Origin of the sequence: Streptomyces bullii (assembly GCF_042657145.1) — a bacterium.
GTDB classification, from domain to species: Bacteria; Actinomycetota; Actinomycetes; order Streptomycetales; family Streptomycetaceae; genus Streptomyces; species Streptomyces bullii.
The window spans coordinates 172,792-187,268 of sequence record NZ_JBHSNY010000004.1; the positions used below are offsets into that span (position 1 = coordinate 172,792).

Below are 14,477 nucleotides of genomic sequence, written 5' to 3' on the forward strand. Positions count from 1 at the left end.
ACGGGGCCTTCGGGCCCGGCCACCGGCGTATGCGGGGTGCTATCGGGTTGCTCGCGCGGCGCGGGCGGCGTGAGCGGCCGTCGTGGTCGGCGGGCCGGCGCGAGTGGCAGGCGCCGGGCGCGGCCGCGGTGGCGGGACAGTTCCCGTGGCGTGCTGCCAGCGGGTGCGAACGGCGCTGATGTCGGCGAGGGCGCGGCGGGCGCCCACCACAAGCTGGAACGGGGTGTTCGCCGGGTCTCCGGCGTACGCCGAGATGCGCCGGCCAGCGTGATCGGCGGTGGCTAGGAGAGAGCGCTGCAGGGCACGTTCGCCCCAGTGCTCCACGGAACCGGCCGGTTCGGCCAGCAGGCGGAGCACCTCGTCGGGTTCACTTGCGTTGTCGAGCAGGCCGCGCTGTTGGGCCTCCCATAGGACGGTGACGGGGTCGACGGGCTCGCGGCGGCGGGCCAGGGCGGTCAGGCATTGCCACAGGCCGGCGTGCAGGGGCCGGGTGAGGTCGTCGGGGAGCAACCACCGGATGGACTCGATGTCGGCGGGGTGGGCGGTGGCGGTCGCTAGGAGCAGCTGCTCCTCCTCGACCGCCTCGGTGCGGTCGGTCGTGATGGCCGGCGGCGGTGCCGCGGTGCGGGGCAGCACTCCGGCGCGCGGCGGGAACCGGCTCGCGATGTCGTCCACGACCGCGGTAAGTGCGTCGGCCACGGCGAGCACTGTCTCGTCTGGGTGCGGGTGGGAGGCGTCGTGGACGGTTTGGATGAGGCGTTCGGCGGCCGTCTGCAGGCGACGGCGGGCGTGTTCGGCCTCGACCATTCGGGCGTAGGCCGGTGCGTGGCGGGGCCAGGGGCAGACCTGGACGAGGGTGTGCAGGTAGGAGGCGGTCAGTTCGCGCGCCTGCTGCTGGCCCGTGGCGAGCACTCGGTCGAGCCACTTGGTGTTCTTCGCGTGCTCGGCCGGGTCGGGCGGAGGCAGTGTGCTGATCGCGGCGAACAGGGCGGCGTGCGCGGCCGTGGAGAACGAGTCGGCGGCGATGCCGGTCACGTCGCCGAGACGGTGCGGATCGAGTAGCAGGGCGCCGAGGAGGGCCTGCTCGACGTGGAACACCGGCTGCGGAGGTGCGATGGCGTCGAGGTCGTCTTCTTCGGGTTCGGGGGCGCGGGGCATCAGGCGGCGAGGGTGAAGTCGTCGGGGTCGAGGGCGACATCGAGGTGCGGGGCGAGGAGGTGGCCGGCGAGCAATGGCGGTACGGCGTTTCCGATCTGTGAAAACTGCTGGCCCTTGTTGCCAGCCCAGGGGTAGTCGGCGGGGAAGGTCTGCAGGAGGCCGGCCTCGCGGGCGGTGATCCGGATCGGCTCCGGCACCGCTGGCGTGTCCGTGTCCTCGGTCGGAGGCGAGGCGGGTTCGGCGACCCAGGTGCACTCGTTCGCGCGGTGCCCGAAGAACAGCGTGCCCGCCGGCTCGGACAGCGGGCGGACGGTGGCGTTCGCTTGGTTGTTGCTGCGCAGGGACCAGGACCAGCGGTGCGCCTCGGTGGTGAAGGTCGGCGCCGGAGCGTCGGCGGCACGGTTCTGCCGTGCGCCGTGCCGTGCCTTCCAGCCAGTTCCTTCGCGGCGGGACTGCAGGAGAACACCGTCCGGCCTGGGCATCCAGGTGCCGCGCTCCCGGGCGTCGGAGAGCGACTTGCGGGAGCCCGACGGGAACGGTTCGGGCCCGCCGCCCGGTCCGCCGCCGGCGCAGACGGTGGGCACGGGCCGGTCGGTCGCGCCCCATCCCAGGGCCTCGGCCATGCTGACCCAGCGGGCGCGGCCCGGACCGAACAGCGATTCCGGCTCGGCGTCCTGGGCGTGGGTGGGCGTGGGAGGCTGTGCCGTACGGACCCGGGAGGCGATCAGGATCGCTCGCCTGCGCGTCTGTGGGACGCCGAAGTCGGCGGCGTTGAGGATCCCGTACCAGACCGAGAACCCCCAGCCGCGCAGAACGGCCGCGTACTGCTTCCACAGCGGCAGGACGTCCGGCACCTCCTCCATCGCGACCCACTCGGGCTCGCCGACCGTGTTGAGGGCGTGCAGGTAGCGCATCGGCTCGGCCGCGAGCAGGGAGCGCTCGTCGCGGCAGGCGGCGAGGAGACGCTCTCGGGTGTCACGTCCGGCAGCGAGATCCTCCACCGCCGCGTGCACCAGCGGCTGGTCCACCAGGCCGAGGCGTTTGCCGGCCATGCTCCACGCCTGGCACGGCGGGGAGGCGATCAGCCCGCGCGTGCGGCCGAGGAAGGGCCACGTCGGATACATGGCCACGTCCGTCCGGATCGTCAACTGTCCAGCGGCCACGCGCGTCTTGCATGCCCACTCGTCCCATTCCAGGCCGACGTCGCGCACGCCGAGGACGCCCAGTGCCCTGCTCCAGCCGCCCGGCCCCGCGAAGAGGTCGAGTATCACGTGGCCAGCCTGAAGTCGTCGCGGGTCAGCGCGTCCGTGTCCCCTCGGCACGCCCAGGGGGAGCAGCCGTCCACGACGCCGTTCTCCAGCGCGTCGGCTTCGTCTGCGTCTATGCGCAGTGCTGCCCGTTCGGCGGCGGTGACGTGGTCGATCGGCGCCTGGCTCAGCGGGACGCGGGAGCGGTGCAGGAACGCCTCGCCGAGCAGTCGGCTGCCCGAGGCGTTGGCGCGGGCATTGCCCTGCCGGATGGCTGCATCGAATTCGACGACGTCTGCCCACTCGGAAGGGGATATGTCCCTGATATGCCTCCACTGTGCATTTCCGTGGAACGGGCATCCCAGGCAGCTCGATTTCGGTGTATCGGCCAGCCCGAGCGAGGTCAGGTAACGGACACAGTCCGCTCTGCTCCAGCCAAGGTCCAGGAGTGGATGCCGGTTGCGCATGTATTTCACGTCGGCGTCTTTGGCGCGGTGGAACTCGTCGGTGGAGATTCCCACCCACTGCTCGACAAACACGCCCTTGGGGATGCGTGAGGGGTAGGGGTGTCCGAGTAGTTCGCGTACCTTCTGCTTTATCGGCTTTACCTTATATTCGCCGGTGCACTGCCTGCGGGTCATGCCAGGCCGTCCGTCCTTGTTCAGGATGTGCAGGGGCATGGAGGCGAATCGGTGGTCCGGGTTCAGGGCGTCGCTGCGAATGTTTCCGGATGAGACGCGGAGGACCGGTATGCCGGCGGGCTTGGCTATCGCCTGTTCCAGTCGGTCCAGGTGGGCGTAAACGGATTTGGGTTCCCATCCGGTGTCGGCGAATATCGCGTAGTCGACCTTCGGGAGGATCCCTTCTGCGGAAAGGGCGAGCAGGGTACTGGACTGAACTCCCGCGCCCAGGGAAAGGGCACGGAATTGAGGCTGATCTGAAATGGCCTGTCCTGGAGGTGAGGAAATGGGCGGCGCGCCCTCAATGAGGCTGGTGCGTCAGCCGACTGGGCGGGATCAGCCGGTCGCGGTGTATGGCGTGGTGGAGGGCGGGGATGCGGTCGAGGAGGTCGGTGGCCGACTCGATGAACTGCTGTGATGAGGGGCGGATGAGGACGGCCGGCCTCGTCGTGGCGTTGGCTCGGCGGCGTTGGTTCTCCACGGCGCGGGCAAGGGCTGCGGTCAGTTCGGCGCTTGCGTCCTGGGCGGCCTTGGCGATCTGCGCGATGTGGTCGAGGAGCAGCAGCTCCCCGGCCGTGGTGTGCGGCGTGTGCTGGGCGAGGTCGAGGAACAGTCGCAGGGCGGCGCCGGCGAGGTCTTGGGCGTCGGTGATCCGCGCGGCCAGCGCGTTCGCGTGGCCGATGGTTTTGGTGCGCAGGGCTCGGTGCAGGACAAGGGCGTCGGCCACGATCCGGTCGAGGGCCTCGGTCGGGGCGGAGCGATCAGGCACGGGTCTCCGTGAGAGTGGGCGGGCGCAGGGCCTGGGCGAACGCGGCCGTCACGTCCGGGGCTTGGGCAGGATCGGTGGCCAGGGCGCGGACGACGGGGGTGCCGATGACGACGGCGTCCACCAGCGGAGCGACGCGAGCGGCGAGGGCCGGGGTGGAGATCCCCACTCCCGACACCACGGGCAGCGGGCTCGCGGCGCGCAGGCGCTGGGTGAAGCCGGCGAGCGCCGGGATGTCCAGTGGCCCTCGGTAGCCGGTGGGGGCCGTGCTGGCGGGTGCGTAGAGCCATCCGGAGGCGCCGGCGACCGCGGCCGGGAGGAGGGGGTCAGGGGTGGTCCGCGGGATGAGGCGTGGGGTGCGAAGGCCCGTCGCCCGTGCAATTTCGTGCCAGCGGGCCGTTTGGTGAGCGGGCAGGTCGACGATCATCACGCCGTCGGCGCCGGCGTCGGCGAACACGCGGGCCAGGCACGCGGGGCCGTGGCGGCTCACGGGCTCCCAGTAGGTCATGACAACGGTCGGCCGGAGGCTGGCGGCGTGTTCGACGGCGCGTACCGCGTGGTCGAGGGCGTTTCCGCTGCGCAGGGCGCGGTGGTAGGCGGCCTGAATGACGGGGCCGTCGAGGGCTGCGTCCTCGGTGGGCAGGCCGACCTCGAACAGGTCGGCACCTGCCTGCGCGAGCTGATCGAGGTGCTGGCGTTGTGCGGTTGCCGGGTGCAGGCCGGCGGGGACGAACACGCCCAGCGCACAGGATTCTTGGGTGAGGCAGGTCTGGAGGGGATCGGCGGTGGCCAGTTTGGTGCCTTTCCCGGCGGGTGGGCTGTCGCCGGAAGTCAGCGGCGGCGCCCGGCCGGTGGAGTCGTGGGCGCGGGTGGGCTGGCGGTGTGGCGCGGTTGCGCGGCAGGCGGCACGGGCGCGGCGGGCTGGCTGCTGAAAGCGGGTGCGACGGCGTCGAGGATCTTGGTGACCTGCTGAGCCTGGTCGCGGGCATCCCGGAGCTGCTCGGCGACGCTGTCGGGGAGCCGGTCCCATTGAGCCTGGTACTGGTAGCGCTGGATGATCTCGGTAGCGTTGCGCAGCTGCTCGGCGAGCTGTTGCAGGATCGCGGTCTGCTGCTCGGGGGCGGTCGCGATGTGTGTGGCCTGCAGCAGCGCGTCCAGGGCGGTAGGCAGCGCATCGTCGTCCGTGGGAAGGCCGTAGAGCTGGGCGTGCAGTGCTTGGGCGAAGACCGTCACCGGGCCGCCGCAGGAGCCGTGGTCATACTTGGCTGCCGCCTGTCGGCGGACGCTGAAGCTGACGGTCACATCACGGAGAGCAGCGCCGGGGCGGATCTGGTCCGCAAGCGCGCAGGCGAGGTCATGCGCGCTCGGGGTGTCGGATGACGTGGCAAGACTCCAAGAGGGATAGCGGTCAACGGCTGGAGTGCGAAGGTGTGTACCGCCGCGCGCCCTTGGCCGCAGCTCGGCGATGGTTCACACCCCGACCGCACCCGCGTGGGGTCAGCGGGTGCGACGACGGGTTGAAGGCGTGGTCGGCGTGCGGGGGGCGGCAGCTGACGGGCGGCGGGGAGCGGGAGGGATGTCGGCCGGCGTGGGGATGCCGAGGTCGACGCGGACACCGAGACCGTGGGTGTAGGCGTGGGTTTCGGCAGCTGTCACGGCGCCGAGCAGGCCGCGCTCGTCCAGCCCGTCCGGCGGGCGATAGGAAGAGCCGTTCGCCACCGGGGTGAAGCCGTGCTGCTCCAGGAGGGAGCGGGCGGCGGCGGTCCTGGCCGTCACCGCCACGGTGCCGGCACTGAAGTGGAAGCGAATCTCCGGATCGGAGACGGGGCTGTCGGGGCTCCAGCGGGTCGTCCAGCAGAGATCGACCAGGTCGTGGGTGTGGGCCAGGAGCCCGTACATCGCAATCCCGGCACGCTCGTGCGCGTCCTGGGCAGTGCCCGGCGGCAGCAGGTAGAGCGTGCGGCCGAGGTGCTCCCGGGCGAGGAACCCGGCCTCGGTCAGCAGCCGGTCGGCATCGCGGATGCGGCGGTTGATGACGACGAAGGTGTGCCCGTCGTCGGTGGACCCGATGAACACATCGGGGAAGTCCAAAAGAGACACGGTGGTCCAGGGGATCGGGGAACGGGATCTGGTGGCTGTTTCAGCGGGCCCGGCGAGCCTGCACGTGGTGGTACCGCGCCTGCCGAGCCGGACGGCCGCGGCGATGACCGCGTCCAGCGCTGCTGACGGACGTCATGTCGTCGCGTTCGTGGGATGCATAGGTGCCGATGAGCGTGTCTTGTCAGGGCGCTTGCCACAGTGTGCGAGCGATCTGCGAGGTTCCGCGGTCCGTCGGCGGCCGGGACGGCGTGTGCCAGCCCGGCCTTGGAGGACGGTGGGCCAGGACGCGCCACCCCGCGCCGCGCAGCGAGGCTCCGCTCTCCCCTGCCTGCGTATAGGTGATCAGCCGCCGGTATCCGAGCGCTTTGGCCGCTCTCCAAGCAGCTCCGTAGAGCAGGGAGTTGGCGTTGCGTGTGCCGTCACTGGCGGTGCGGGTGACTTCGAGGGTGGTGCCGTCGTCCAAGTGGCGGGCGACAGGGCGGCCGACCACGGCCACGGCGCGCAGGATGTTGGGCTCGTCGGCGGCACCGAGGGAGAAGATCTGTCCGGCGGGCGGCGGGTGGTGCCGGTGCCAGAGGCGGACGAACTCCTTGGCGTCCCGAGAGCGGACGGGCACCAGGTGCCGGCGCGATGGCTCACGCGGCGGGCCCGAAGTCGGACTGGACCGGTGCGTGCTTGGCGATGGCCCGGGCGGTGATCGCCTTGGATGCGCGGTCGGACGCCGCGGACAGTTCTGCCGCGCCGGGCTCTTGGTACCACGGGCGCAGGTCGAGCATGGCGGCGCGCAGACCGGTGGCGAAGCAGAGGGCCGTGCCCTTGGGCAGGGCGCGGATCTCGTCGGCGGGAAGGATCCGCTGCTGTCGCATCGACACCGAGGTCGACTTGCCGGACTCGGAGTGCGAGGTCGAGGTGGTCTCGACGTCGTGGTCGCCGATCAGGCGGGACAGCTTGTCCGCGAAGTCGGGGTCGTCGATACCGGAGCCGATGACCTTGACGGTAGAGGCGGACCACATGGCGTCCATGCCGGCGTCCCCCCAGACCTTCTGGCCCTGGCGGTAGGACTGCAGGATCGTGATCGGGATGATGCCGCGCGACCCGAGGTGCGAGTACAGGTCCGGAAGGTCCGAGATCTTGCACACGTTGGCGGCCTCGTCGAGGATCGCGAGCATGGGCGGGTCGAGGCGTCCTCCGGCGCGTTCGGCCTGGGCGGTCGCGGCCCGCATCACCGAGTCGGCGCACGCCGCGATCAGCGCCGAGGCTCCGCCTCCGCCGTCCTTGCTGAGCAGGAAGAGGGTGTCGGTGGAGGTGACGAACTCGGACGGCCTGAACTCGGGGACGTTCTTCTGCGGGGTGACCCAGGCGGCGATCTCGCTGTTGAGCAGCGCGGCGGCGTACTGGCGGGCGGTCTCGTAGATGCCGTCCCTGGTTTCCGGCGGGCCTTCCACGGTGCCCTTGAGTTGGGCGGCGACGGCGGTGAACCCGTGGTCGCGGAGGATGTCGAGCGGGGTGCGGTTGGCGGGGAAGGCCAGCCACTGCATGACGTCGGTGATCGGCCGCTCGTCCAGGGCCGCGGCGAGGAAGAGCTGCGCGAGGATGTTGGATCCGGCTTTGGACCAGAAGTCGCCCTGTTGGGAGGCGTCCACGGAGGCGGCGAGGAAGTGGCCGGCCAGCCGCCCGGCGCCGTCGAGGGTTTTGGCGTCCGCCAAGGGATTCCACCACATCTCGCGTGCGGCGTGCGCGATCTGCTGCGGGTCCATCGACCACACCCGTCCCACCGCGGCGCGGGCGTCGTAGGTGGCGGTGAACGCATCTCCGGCGGCCTTGTTCGAGGTCAGCAGGACCGGGCCGGGCGCGGCGAGGATGGAGGGGATCGCGAGCGAGGTGGTCTTGCCCGAGCGGGGCGCCATGATGGCGACGGCCACGTCCTCGTAGCCCATGCGGATCTCCTGCTTGGTGCCCTGCAGGTTGCCGAGGAGGATGCCGGTGTCGCGGGCCTCGATGTGCTTGGCGTCCTTCAGGCTCGGGCGCAGGGAGCGGGCCTTGTCGGTGATCGCCTTGGCCATCATCGGTTCGATGTCCCGGGCCTTGGCCATGCCGGTGATCTTCTTCTTCCGGCCGCCGCTGCGGTTCTTGTGCCGGGCCCACAGGATGCCCGCTGTTGTCCCGAGGGCCAGGAGGAGGAGAACGGGAACGATGCGTGCCCCGATCAGCAGGGATGTTTCTCCCGCGTGGGGCCAGAGGCGCTGGGGGTGGAGCAGGGCGGTGGTCGGCTGGTACGGCGCCCAGCCGCCTCCGGTGAGGTAGGCGGTGATGTTGCCGGACAGCCAGGCGAGGTGGGACAGGGGGACGACGACGGCTGCGACTCCGATCAGGAGGCGCAGGACGATGTCGTACCCGTCGGTGGAAGTGTTGGAGGAGGTGGGGGGCAAAGAATTACGTGCCTTCCGGGCGGGGGCGGGGCATTCAGCGGCTGCGGCTGTTCCTGGCCGGCGGCTGGCGCGGCGGGCCTGGAGTGCTCGACGGGACGGTGCGGCGCGTCGTGGGGGCGTGGACGCGTTCGTCGACCGGGGTGCGGGCGCCGAAACTCGCGTACCAGGCGGGCCGGTCCGGCTCCGCTGCATGGTTGAGGGTCCACCACTGTCCGTCGGGATCGGGTTCCAGGCGCAGGAGGGTCTCCTGGTCCGGGCTGGAGAGCAGGACCCGGGGTATCAGGCGGGCGTGCTCACTTCCGTGCCGTAGCTCGCCGGTCTGGCGCGGTGGCCGGGGCCGGTGTCGGTGTCGGTGTCGGTGTGGGGGCCAGGGGTGAAGGGGCTTTACGGGCGGCCGTGTTGATCTCGCGGAGCGCCTTGCCGTGGGTGGCCCAGTCGTCGAGGTAGCTCCACGATTCGGCGTGATGTGCGGCGAGTGCGTCGTCGAAGTCCGGGGTGCCGGGCTTGGCGGTGGCGGGGAGGGCGTCGCGGGTGACCAGCCATTGCTTGTGCAGTTCGTCGAGTCGGTCGAGTGCGTCGCGCAGGACGCCCAGCTGGTAGACCCAGCGGCTCTGCACATTGGTCTCAGGCAGGTGGGCCAGTTGCGGTTCGGCCGTGGCCAGCAGGTGACGGGCGCCGTACCGGAGCGGCTCGAACGCCTCGGCGGTGTCGGCGTCGCGCTGGCTCGCGCGCCTTCCGTAGGCGTGGTCGTCGTAGGGCCAGCCGTCGAGGTCGGTGTGTTCGTCGGAGTAGGCGTCCCAGGCGTCGAGGATCTTCTTGCTGTCGCTCACGTAATGGTCGAGGTGACGGAGGAGGGCGCGGTGGGCGCGGTGATCTGCGGAAATGGGAAAGGGGTCCTGTCGGTTCAGCGGCGGGCGGCCGGCTGGGCGGTGTGGGCCTTTGCCGGGGTCGGTGCGGGTTTCGTCTGTTGCTTGCGGGCGGAGCGTGCCCGGGCACGGAGCGACTCGATACGGGCGGTGTGGGCGTCGACCACCTGCTGCGGGCGCAGCGGGCTGGGCTCCTGTAAGGCGCTGTAGTGGCCGGTGCGGTCGTACATGCCGCGCTGGAGCGGGCTGCGGTCGGCCAGCGCTGTGAGGAACGATCCGACATGGTGGGCGGGGACGTCCTCGTCGAAGTAGGCGTGCCAGATGCGCGGGCCGGGGAACTGCCCGTCGCCGGGCTCGCAGGTCTCAACGTGCCAGGACGACCGGCCACTGAATTCGCTCAACGGGCGCAGTTCGATGTGGCACATGGACTCCGGCGAGCGCGCCGTACCGTCCGAGTCGCGGTGCCAGCCCGCCGAGGTCACCGGCTGCCAGGGGTCTGGCTGTTGTGGCGGCGGGGCGATGAGGGCATCGGTGAAGCCGGCGAGGACCTCGGCGGGCACGAGTTCACCGAACTCGGCGTACCAGCCGGGCTCGGTGTCGGTGGGCTCGGCCCGCAGCCGCCACCATGCGGAGGTGGCGGACTGCGGGTCGAACTGGAGGCTGTGGCGAAGGTCGGGACTGCGCAGGACGATCTCGGCACTCAAAGGGTCGGAGACGGCGCTCCATCCGGCGGCGGCCAAGCCGTGGGTGACGTGGCGGGCATCCCCGGGGCCGGCGAGATGGCGGGGGCTGGTGTCGAAGGGGATCCGCCAGGCGTGCTTGTCGGCGAACCCGGCGAGCTGCCGTTCGCTCAGCGGCACCGACCGCACCCCGGCTCACTCGCGGCGGCGCTGCCGATCTCCTTGCGCAGCTCGTCCAGGACGTAGTGGAGTATGTACTGGTCGGTCTGCACCCACGCCGCGGCACGCAGCTCGGTGACCAGATCACTGATCTTCTCGCTGCGCGGTGTGTTCGGGTGGCTCTGTACGGCGCGGGCGAGGGCGCGCAGGGTGTCGCCGAGCTGGATGGGCAGGCCGGTGTATTCGTCGAGGAGGGGCTCGACGAGAGCGAGCGCCTCCTTGGGGTCGGGGTTCTCGCGCAGGTATTCGGTGAGGCGGCACAGGGTGTCGGTCGCGGCGCGGATGGTGTCCGGGGTGAGTGCGGGCATCGGTCTCCTCGGGGTGGTGGGTGTCGTGGTCAGCGGCGGGTTCGTGTGCTGTCGCCGGCAGCGTGGGCGCGGGCGGTGGTGCGCGGTCTGGTGCTTCGGGCGCTGTTGCGGGCCCAGGTGGCGGCTCGGGCGGCCGTGATGCGGGCCTGTTGCCAGGTGCTGAGTTGGGAGGGCTTGACGGATACCGACCAGGTGCGGATCTGCGCGCTGTGCGGGACGCGTCCGCGCGGGCGCATCACGGGGTCGGGGCTGGCGAGTTCGGTGGAGAAGGCTTGCACGAGGTGCATCGGGGTGTTCGGCGTGAAGTGGGCCGTCCAGCCGTTGCCCTGTTTGTCCTGCGCTCCGGTCCACCACATCGCCGTGCCGTCGGGGTTCCGGCGGTACTGCATCCAGGCGGTGCTATCGGGGCTGGTCGCCACGTAGTGCTCGCCCTCGAAACGCGTGTGCCAGTTCTGCTCCTGCAGCGGAGCCCAGACGTTGGGGGCGTGTGCGGAGCGGGGACGGGTGAGGGCGTCGGTCAGGCCGGCGACGATCTCCACCGGGGCCTGACGGCCCAGGTGCGCCGACCACTCGCCGCTGGCCCCGTCTGCCCGGCCGTGGATGGTCCAGCCGCCGGGAAGGACGTAAGGGTCGTAGGCGACGCGGACGGTCCGGTCCGGGCTCTCCATGAACAAGGGGCCGCCGGTCTTGGACTTGTCCCGCCAGCCCGAGGCACGCAGGAACTCCGAGACATGCCGGACGTCGCCGCCGCCTGCCAGGGCACGGGGCTGGACGAGGTAGTGCTGCTCGGCCTGCTCGCCTGGCCCCCAGCCCTGCCACTGCTTCTTCTTCACCGGCGCCGCCGGACCACGAGCGGTGCGGGCACTGGGCGCTTCGCCGCGGTGGTGGCGGGCTGGGTGCTGACGTGCGCCAGGGCGTCCTTGTGTTCGTCCAGGTCGAGGGTGATGTCGTGCAGTTCGTTCGAGGCACGGCCCAGAGCGAGCCACACCTCCGCGGGGAGCGCGCCGCGCTCTGCCTGGTCCTTGGCGAACACGCTTCCGGTGGCGACGAGGTGAGTGACGCCGCCGAGGACTCCGACGTCCGGGTCGAGAACGCGGGCGATGACCTGCGCGGCCTGGGGCGGGGGAAGCTGCGAGAGATGGTCGGCGAGCTGGCCGAGCTGGCGGGTGATCTCGTCGGCCAGTCTCACCGGATAGGGGGCGGGGTGGGACATGCTCCTCCGGGGCGGTGAACGGTCAGTGGTGGTGGCGCTGCCCGACGCGCTGTGACTCGGTGAGGACGCCCTCCGGGCGGGCGCCGGTCAGCGGGGAGGTGTGGTCGGGACCGGTCGGTATGCAAGCGCGCAGATAGCGGCGGAACAGGGCTGTGGCGAGCCGGGGCTTGAGCCGGTTGCTGATCGGTGGGGGTGTGCGGGGTGCTACGGGTTTCTCCGGGAGTCGGGCGGTGTGCCGGGCGGCCCCGGCGGGGTGCCGGGGCCGCCCTGGCGTCTTACAGGGGGTACGGCGGACCGGTATCGGTTGCCGAGGGGAGGGACGGGCCGCTCGGGTGCGGAGGCCGTGCACGGCCCGCCGGTAGGTGCAGGGCGGGGATACCGAGGCCGGCCTCCGCCTGGTTCATCGAGTCCTGGCGGTTGGCGTGCGGGTGGCGGCCGGTACCGGTGGCATGGATGCCGGGGCGGAGGTGGGCGCGGTCCGTCCGGCGGGGTGCTGGAGGGCGGTACCGATGCCGAGCGCGTCGAGGCGCGGGCCGATCTCGCGCAGGGAACGGGCCTGGACCTGGGTGTCGTCACCACCCAGGCGGTAGATGCCGCTGTGCGGGTCCTGGATAAAGCCGTGGGCGACGAGGATCGCGCCGGCCCGGTCGTCGGCGGGGGCGGTGGCGACGCTGCCGTCCGGCTGCCAGGTCAGGACGATCCGGTCCGGCTGGGAGGGCTGGATGCCACCCAGGGCGTTGTGCCGGACCTGTGCGAGCGCACGGTCGTAGCGGGCGAGCAGATCGCCGGCGACCTGCTCGGCACTCAGGAACGGGTCGTCTGCCAGGGCGATGCCATTGGGCTCGGGGACAGCCCGGTACGCCTCGTCGGGCAGGGCGCGCGGGGCGACGGCGGCGATGAGGAAGCCGTCGCGTCCGTCGTGCCGGTCCAGGAGGACGAGCTGTGCGCCGTCGGGACGGCTGAGGACGGCTGCCTGCGTCAGCGGGTGCTCGGCGAGGGAGGCGGCGACCAGATCCAGGTCCCAGATCCGGTCGGAGAGTTCGGCGAGGTCGTCTTTGGCGTCGGCCGTCAGATGCGTGCTGGTCCAGGTGTCGGGGAGTTCACCGGCGAGGACGTCGGCGTACGAGGCGAGGCGCTCGGAGGTGTCGTGGTCGTGCATGGTGGTCCTTGGGCAGTTGCAGGGGCTCAGCGGCGCAGGCGGGTGGCACCGACGGGCGGCGGTGCCGGCACCGGCAGTGCCCGCGGCGGGGGTGGGCAGGCGCACACGGCGGAGCGTTCGGGCTCGTGGTCGGGAACCTGCTCGGCGCAGGCGCGGCGGCCGGGGTGAGGGGCGTGCCGGTCGGCCAGCCGTTCGCGGGTGTACGCGAGGTCGGAGTGGATGACGCGGACGTATTCGTCGGCGAGGTAGCGCAGGCGCCGGGCGGTGTGCGGATCGGTCGCGTTGCTGAGTCCGTCGAAGAACTCCGCCAGGGCGCCGAGGGTTTCCTCCAGCCCGGCGAGGATGCCGTCGTGGGGCGCGGTGAGTTCGGTGAGGATGTCGGCTGCCTCGGCGGTGTCGGTGGTTTCGCGCAGGCGTTCGGCGAGGTGGGAGACCGAGGTACCGAGCGTGGGATAGCGCGCGGGGCGGGCGTCGGTGTTGAACGGTTCGTCGCAGTCGACGTGGTACCCGGCAGCCCGCAGGCGCGCTACGGCATCGGTGGCGAGACGGGACTCGTTGTCCGCGGTGAGGCCGACGGGGGCGCGGTGGTAAGCCTCGTGGAGGCGGACCACAGCGACGAATCCCGCCCGTTGGAGAATGCTGTGTGCTTCGGAGTCGCCGCCGCGGGCGAGGAGTTCGTCCGAGCGCGGGTCACGGCGGATGTCCAGGAAGCGGTCGCAGGCGCGGGGCAAGGAGACGTTTCTCCTACGGAGATCGGTGGGCGGTGCGCCGGGCCGCGGCCGGTGCGGCGGCGACCCGGGGCTGGACCAGGTGAGCCGCGGTGGTGTCCAGGTCCTGCTGAATCGAGTGGAGGCGGCGGGCGATCAGCTCCAGACGGTGCGCCGTATCCGTGCTGGCAGCCCCAGGCCGGCGGGCGATCCGGTAAGCGGTGTGCTCGACCAGTCCGCGGACTGTGGCCAGCGGGCCGGCCTGCTCGTCGGCGAGATGCGTGAGGACCCCCGCGAGCTGCGCGGATGCGGTGGGGACCGTGCGGGCCGCGGGCCGCGTCGTGGGGCCGGTGCGGGCGGGGATCAGGTTCAGGTCCTGCTCGATGCGGCGTGCCTCGTCCGTAAGGCGCGGCAGGATGTCGGCGGGCGGGGTGCGCCACGTGCCGTCGAGGTGGATCAGGTTGGCGAGCAGATCCAGGCGTCCGGGCTGGGCTTGGACGGCGATCCACCGCCAGCCGTGTTCTGCGGAGCCGGGTACCTCGATACCGGCGGCCCGCGCGAACCGGTGAGCGGTTTCGGCCCACTCGGGGCCGGTGAGCTCCCGGTCGTCCGGGTGGAGTCGGATGTCGAGATGGAGTATCGCCCGCCGGTCGTCGTCCGCACTGGCAGCGAACGGATGCTCCAGGTAAGGATCTTCGAGGTGCTCGGCCCACTGAACGGACGTCCAGGTGCGCTGCTCGTCATCCGGGGTGTAGTAGTCCAGGCCCGGCCAGTGGGCGACGATGGTGTACTCCGTCAGGCCCTCGTTCGCAGAAAGGGGCCGCCCGAGTGCCTCGGCGAGCGGGTCGCGCGGCGAATGGGTCCGCTCGTGAAGGCGGGGGATCATGACGGCACCCGGCTCGGCATGCGGGTGGGCGGCCGGTGCTGATGAAGGTCGCGGGCTGT

General features: G+C 71.5%; 18 protein-coding genes. All 18 read right to left on the reverse strand.

The genetic code is table 11. The features are described 5' to 3' along the window. Nucleotides 1–39: 39 nt before the first annotated feature. Nucleotides 40–1,158 carry a DnaB-like helicase N-terminal domain-containing protein gene (locus tag ACFPZJ_RS12070; RefSeq protein WP_381020395.1) on the reverse strand — a complete coding sequence of 373 codons (1,119 nt, stop codon included), beginning with the start codon at nucleotides 1,156–1,158 and terminating at the stop codon, nucleotides 40–42. Further along, on the reverse strand, nucleotides 1,158–2,429 hold the full coding sequence (locus tag ACFPZJ_RS12075; protein WP_381020397.1) for a DNA cytosine methyltransferase: 1,272 nt from the start codon (nucleotides 2,427–2,429) through the stop codon (nucleotides 1,158–1,160). The genes ACFPZJ_RS12070 and ACFPZJ_RS12075 overlap by 1 nt, the downstream gene beginning before the upstream one ends. Then, nucleotides 2,426–3,289: an adenine nucleotide alpha hydrolase family protein gene (locus ACFPZJ_RS12080; protein WP_381021284.1), complete on the reverse strand. Its 864-nt coding sequence runs from the start codon at nucleotides 3,287–3,289 to the stop codon at nucleotides 2,426–2,428. Before ACFPZJ_RS12080 ends, ACFPZJ_RS12075 begins: the two co-directional genes overlap by 4 nt. Before the next feature lie 97 nt (nucleotides 3,290–3,386). After that, nucleotides 3,387–3,854: a hypothetical protein gene (locus tag ACFPZJ_RS12085; RefSeq protein WP_381020399.1), complete on the reverse strand. Its 468-nt coding sequence runs from the start codon at nucleotides 3,852–3,854 to the stop codon at nucleotides 3,387–3,389. Further along, a complete protein-coding gene (gene trpA, locus ACFPZJ_RS12090; RefSeq protein ID WP_381021286.1) occupies nucleotides 3,847–4,686 on the reverse strand; it encodes a tryptophan synthase subunit alpha in 840 nt (279 codons plus the stop codon). The genes ACFPZJ_RS12085 and trpA overlap by 8 nt, the downstream gene beginning before the upstream one ends. Continuing rightward, nucleotides 4,683–5,153 (reverse strand): hypothetical protein, encoded by a 471-nt coding sequence (locus ACFPZJ_RS12095; RefSeq protein ID WP_381020401.1) that lies wholly within the window; start codon nucleotides 5,151–5,153, stop codon nucleotides 4,683–4,685. The genes trpA and ACFPZJ_RS12095 overlap by 4 nt, the downstream gene beginning before the upstream one ends. Nucleotides 5,154–5,348: 195 nt before the next feature. After that, the gene (locus ACFPZJ_RS12100) at nucleotides 5,349–5,951 is read right to left on the reverse strand and encodes a hypothetical protein (protein ID WP_381020402.1); all 603 of its coding nucleotides are present in this window, start codon (nucleotides 5,949–5,951) and stop codon (nucleotides 5,349–5,351) included. 181 nt (nucleotides 5,952–6,132) lie between these two features. Next, nucleotides 6,133–6,567 (reverse strand): XF1762 family protein, encoded by a 435-nt coding sequence (locus tag ACFPZJ_RS12105; protein WP_381020404.1) that lies wholly within the window; start codon nucleotides 6,565–6,567, stop codon nucleotides 6,133–6,135. A gap of 19 nt (nucleotides 6,568–6,586) precedes the next feature. Then, nucleotides 6,587–8,380, reverse strand: coding sequence for a type IV secretory system conjugative DNA transfer family protein (locus ACFPZJ_RS12110; RefSeq protein WP_381020405.1), 1,794 nt, complete (start codon nucleotides 8,378–8,380; stop codon nucleotides 6,587–6,589). Nucleotides 8,381–8,414: 34 nt separating this feature from the next. Next, nucleotides 8,415–8,663 carry an SPDY domain-containing protein gene (locus ACFPZJ_RS12115; protein WP_381021287.1) on the reverse strand — a complete coding sequence of 83 codons (249 nt, stop codon included), beginning with the start codon at nucleotides 8,661–8,663 and terminating at the stop codon, nucleotides 8,415–8,417. 10 nt (nucleotides 8,664–8,673) lie between these two features. Then, complete coding sequence (locus ACFPZJ_RS12120; protein ID WP_381020407.1) at nucleotides 8,674–9,210, reverse strand: hypothetical protein; 537 nt, start codon at nucleotides 9,208–9,210, stop codon at nucleotides 8,674–8,676. A gap of 74 nt (nucleotides 9,211–9,284) precedes the next feature. Next, nucleotides 9,285–10,106, reverse strand: coding sequence for an SPDY domain-containing protein (locus ACFPZJ_RS12125; RefSeq protein ID WP_381020408.1), 822 nt, complete (start codon nucleotides 10,104–10,106; stop codon nucleotides 9,285–9,287). After that, entirely contained in the window at nucleotides 10,097–10,453 is a 357-nt protein-coding gene (locus ACFPZJ_RS12130) for a hypothetical protein (RefSeq protein ID WP_381020410.1), read from the reverse strand. The genes ACFPZJ_RS12125 and ACFPZJ_RS12130 overlap by 10 nt, the downstream gene beginning before the upstream one ends. A gap of 29 nt (nucleotides 10,454–10,482) precedes the next feature. After that, nucleotides 10,483–11,286, reverse strand: a complete 804-nt coding sequence (locus ACFPZJ_RS12135; RefSeq protein ID WP_381020412.1) for an SPDY domain-containing protein — start codon at nucleotides 11,284–11,286, stop codon at nucleotides 10,483–10,485. Beyond that, nucleotides 11,283–11,666, reverse strand: coding sequence for a hypothetical protein (locus tag ACFPZJ_RS12140; protein ID WP_365154889.1), 384 nt, complete (start codon nucleotides 11,664–11,666; stop codon nucleotides 11,283–11,285). The genes ACFPZJ_RS12135 and ACFPZJ_RS12140 overlap by 4 nt, the downstream gene beginning before the upstream one ends. Before the next feature lie 400 nt (nucleotides 11,667–12,066). After that, entirely contained in the window at nucleotides 12,067–12,825 is a 759-nt protein-coding gene (locus ACFPZJ_RS12145; RefSeq protein WP_381020413.1) for a hypothetical protein, read from the reverse strand. A gap of 26 nt (nucleotides 12,826–12,851) precedes the next feature. Beyond that, nucleotides 12,852–13,556, reverse strand: coding sequence for a hypothetical protein (locus tag ACFPZJ_RS12150; RefSeq protein ID WP_381020414.1), 705 nt, complete (start codon nucleotides 13,554–13,556; stop codon nucleotides 12,852–12,854). Nucleotides 13,557–13,569: 13 nt separating this feature from the next. Beyond that, the gene (locus ACFPZJ_RS12155) at nucleotides 13,570–14,418 is read right to left on the reverse strand and encodes a relaxase/mobilization nuclease (RefSeq protein WP_381020416.1); all 849 of its coding nucleotides are present in this window, start codon (nucleotides 14,416–14,418) and stop codon (nucleotides 13,570–13,572) included. Between the last annotated feature and the right edge of the window lie 59 nt (nucleotides 14,419–14,477).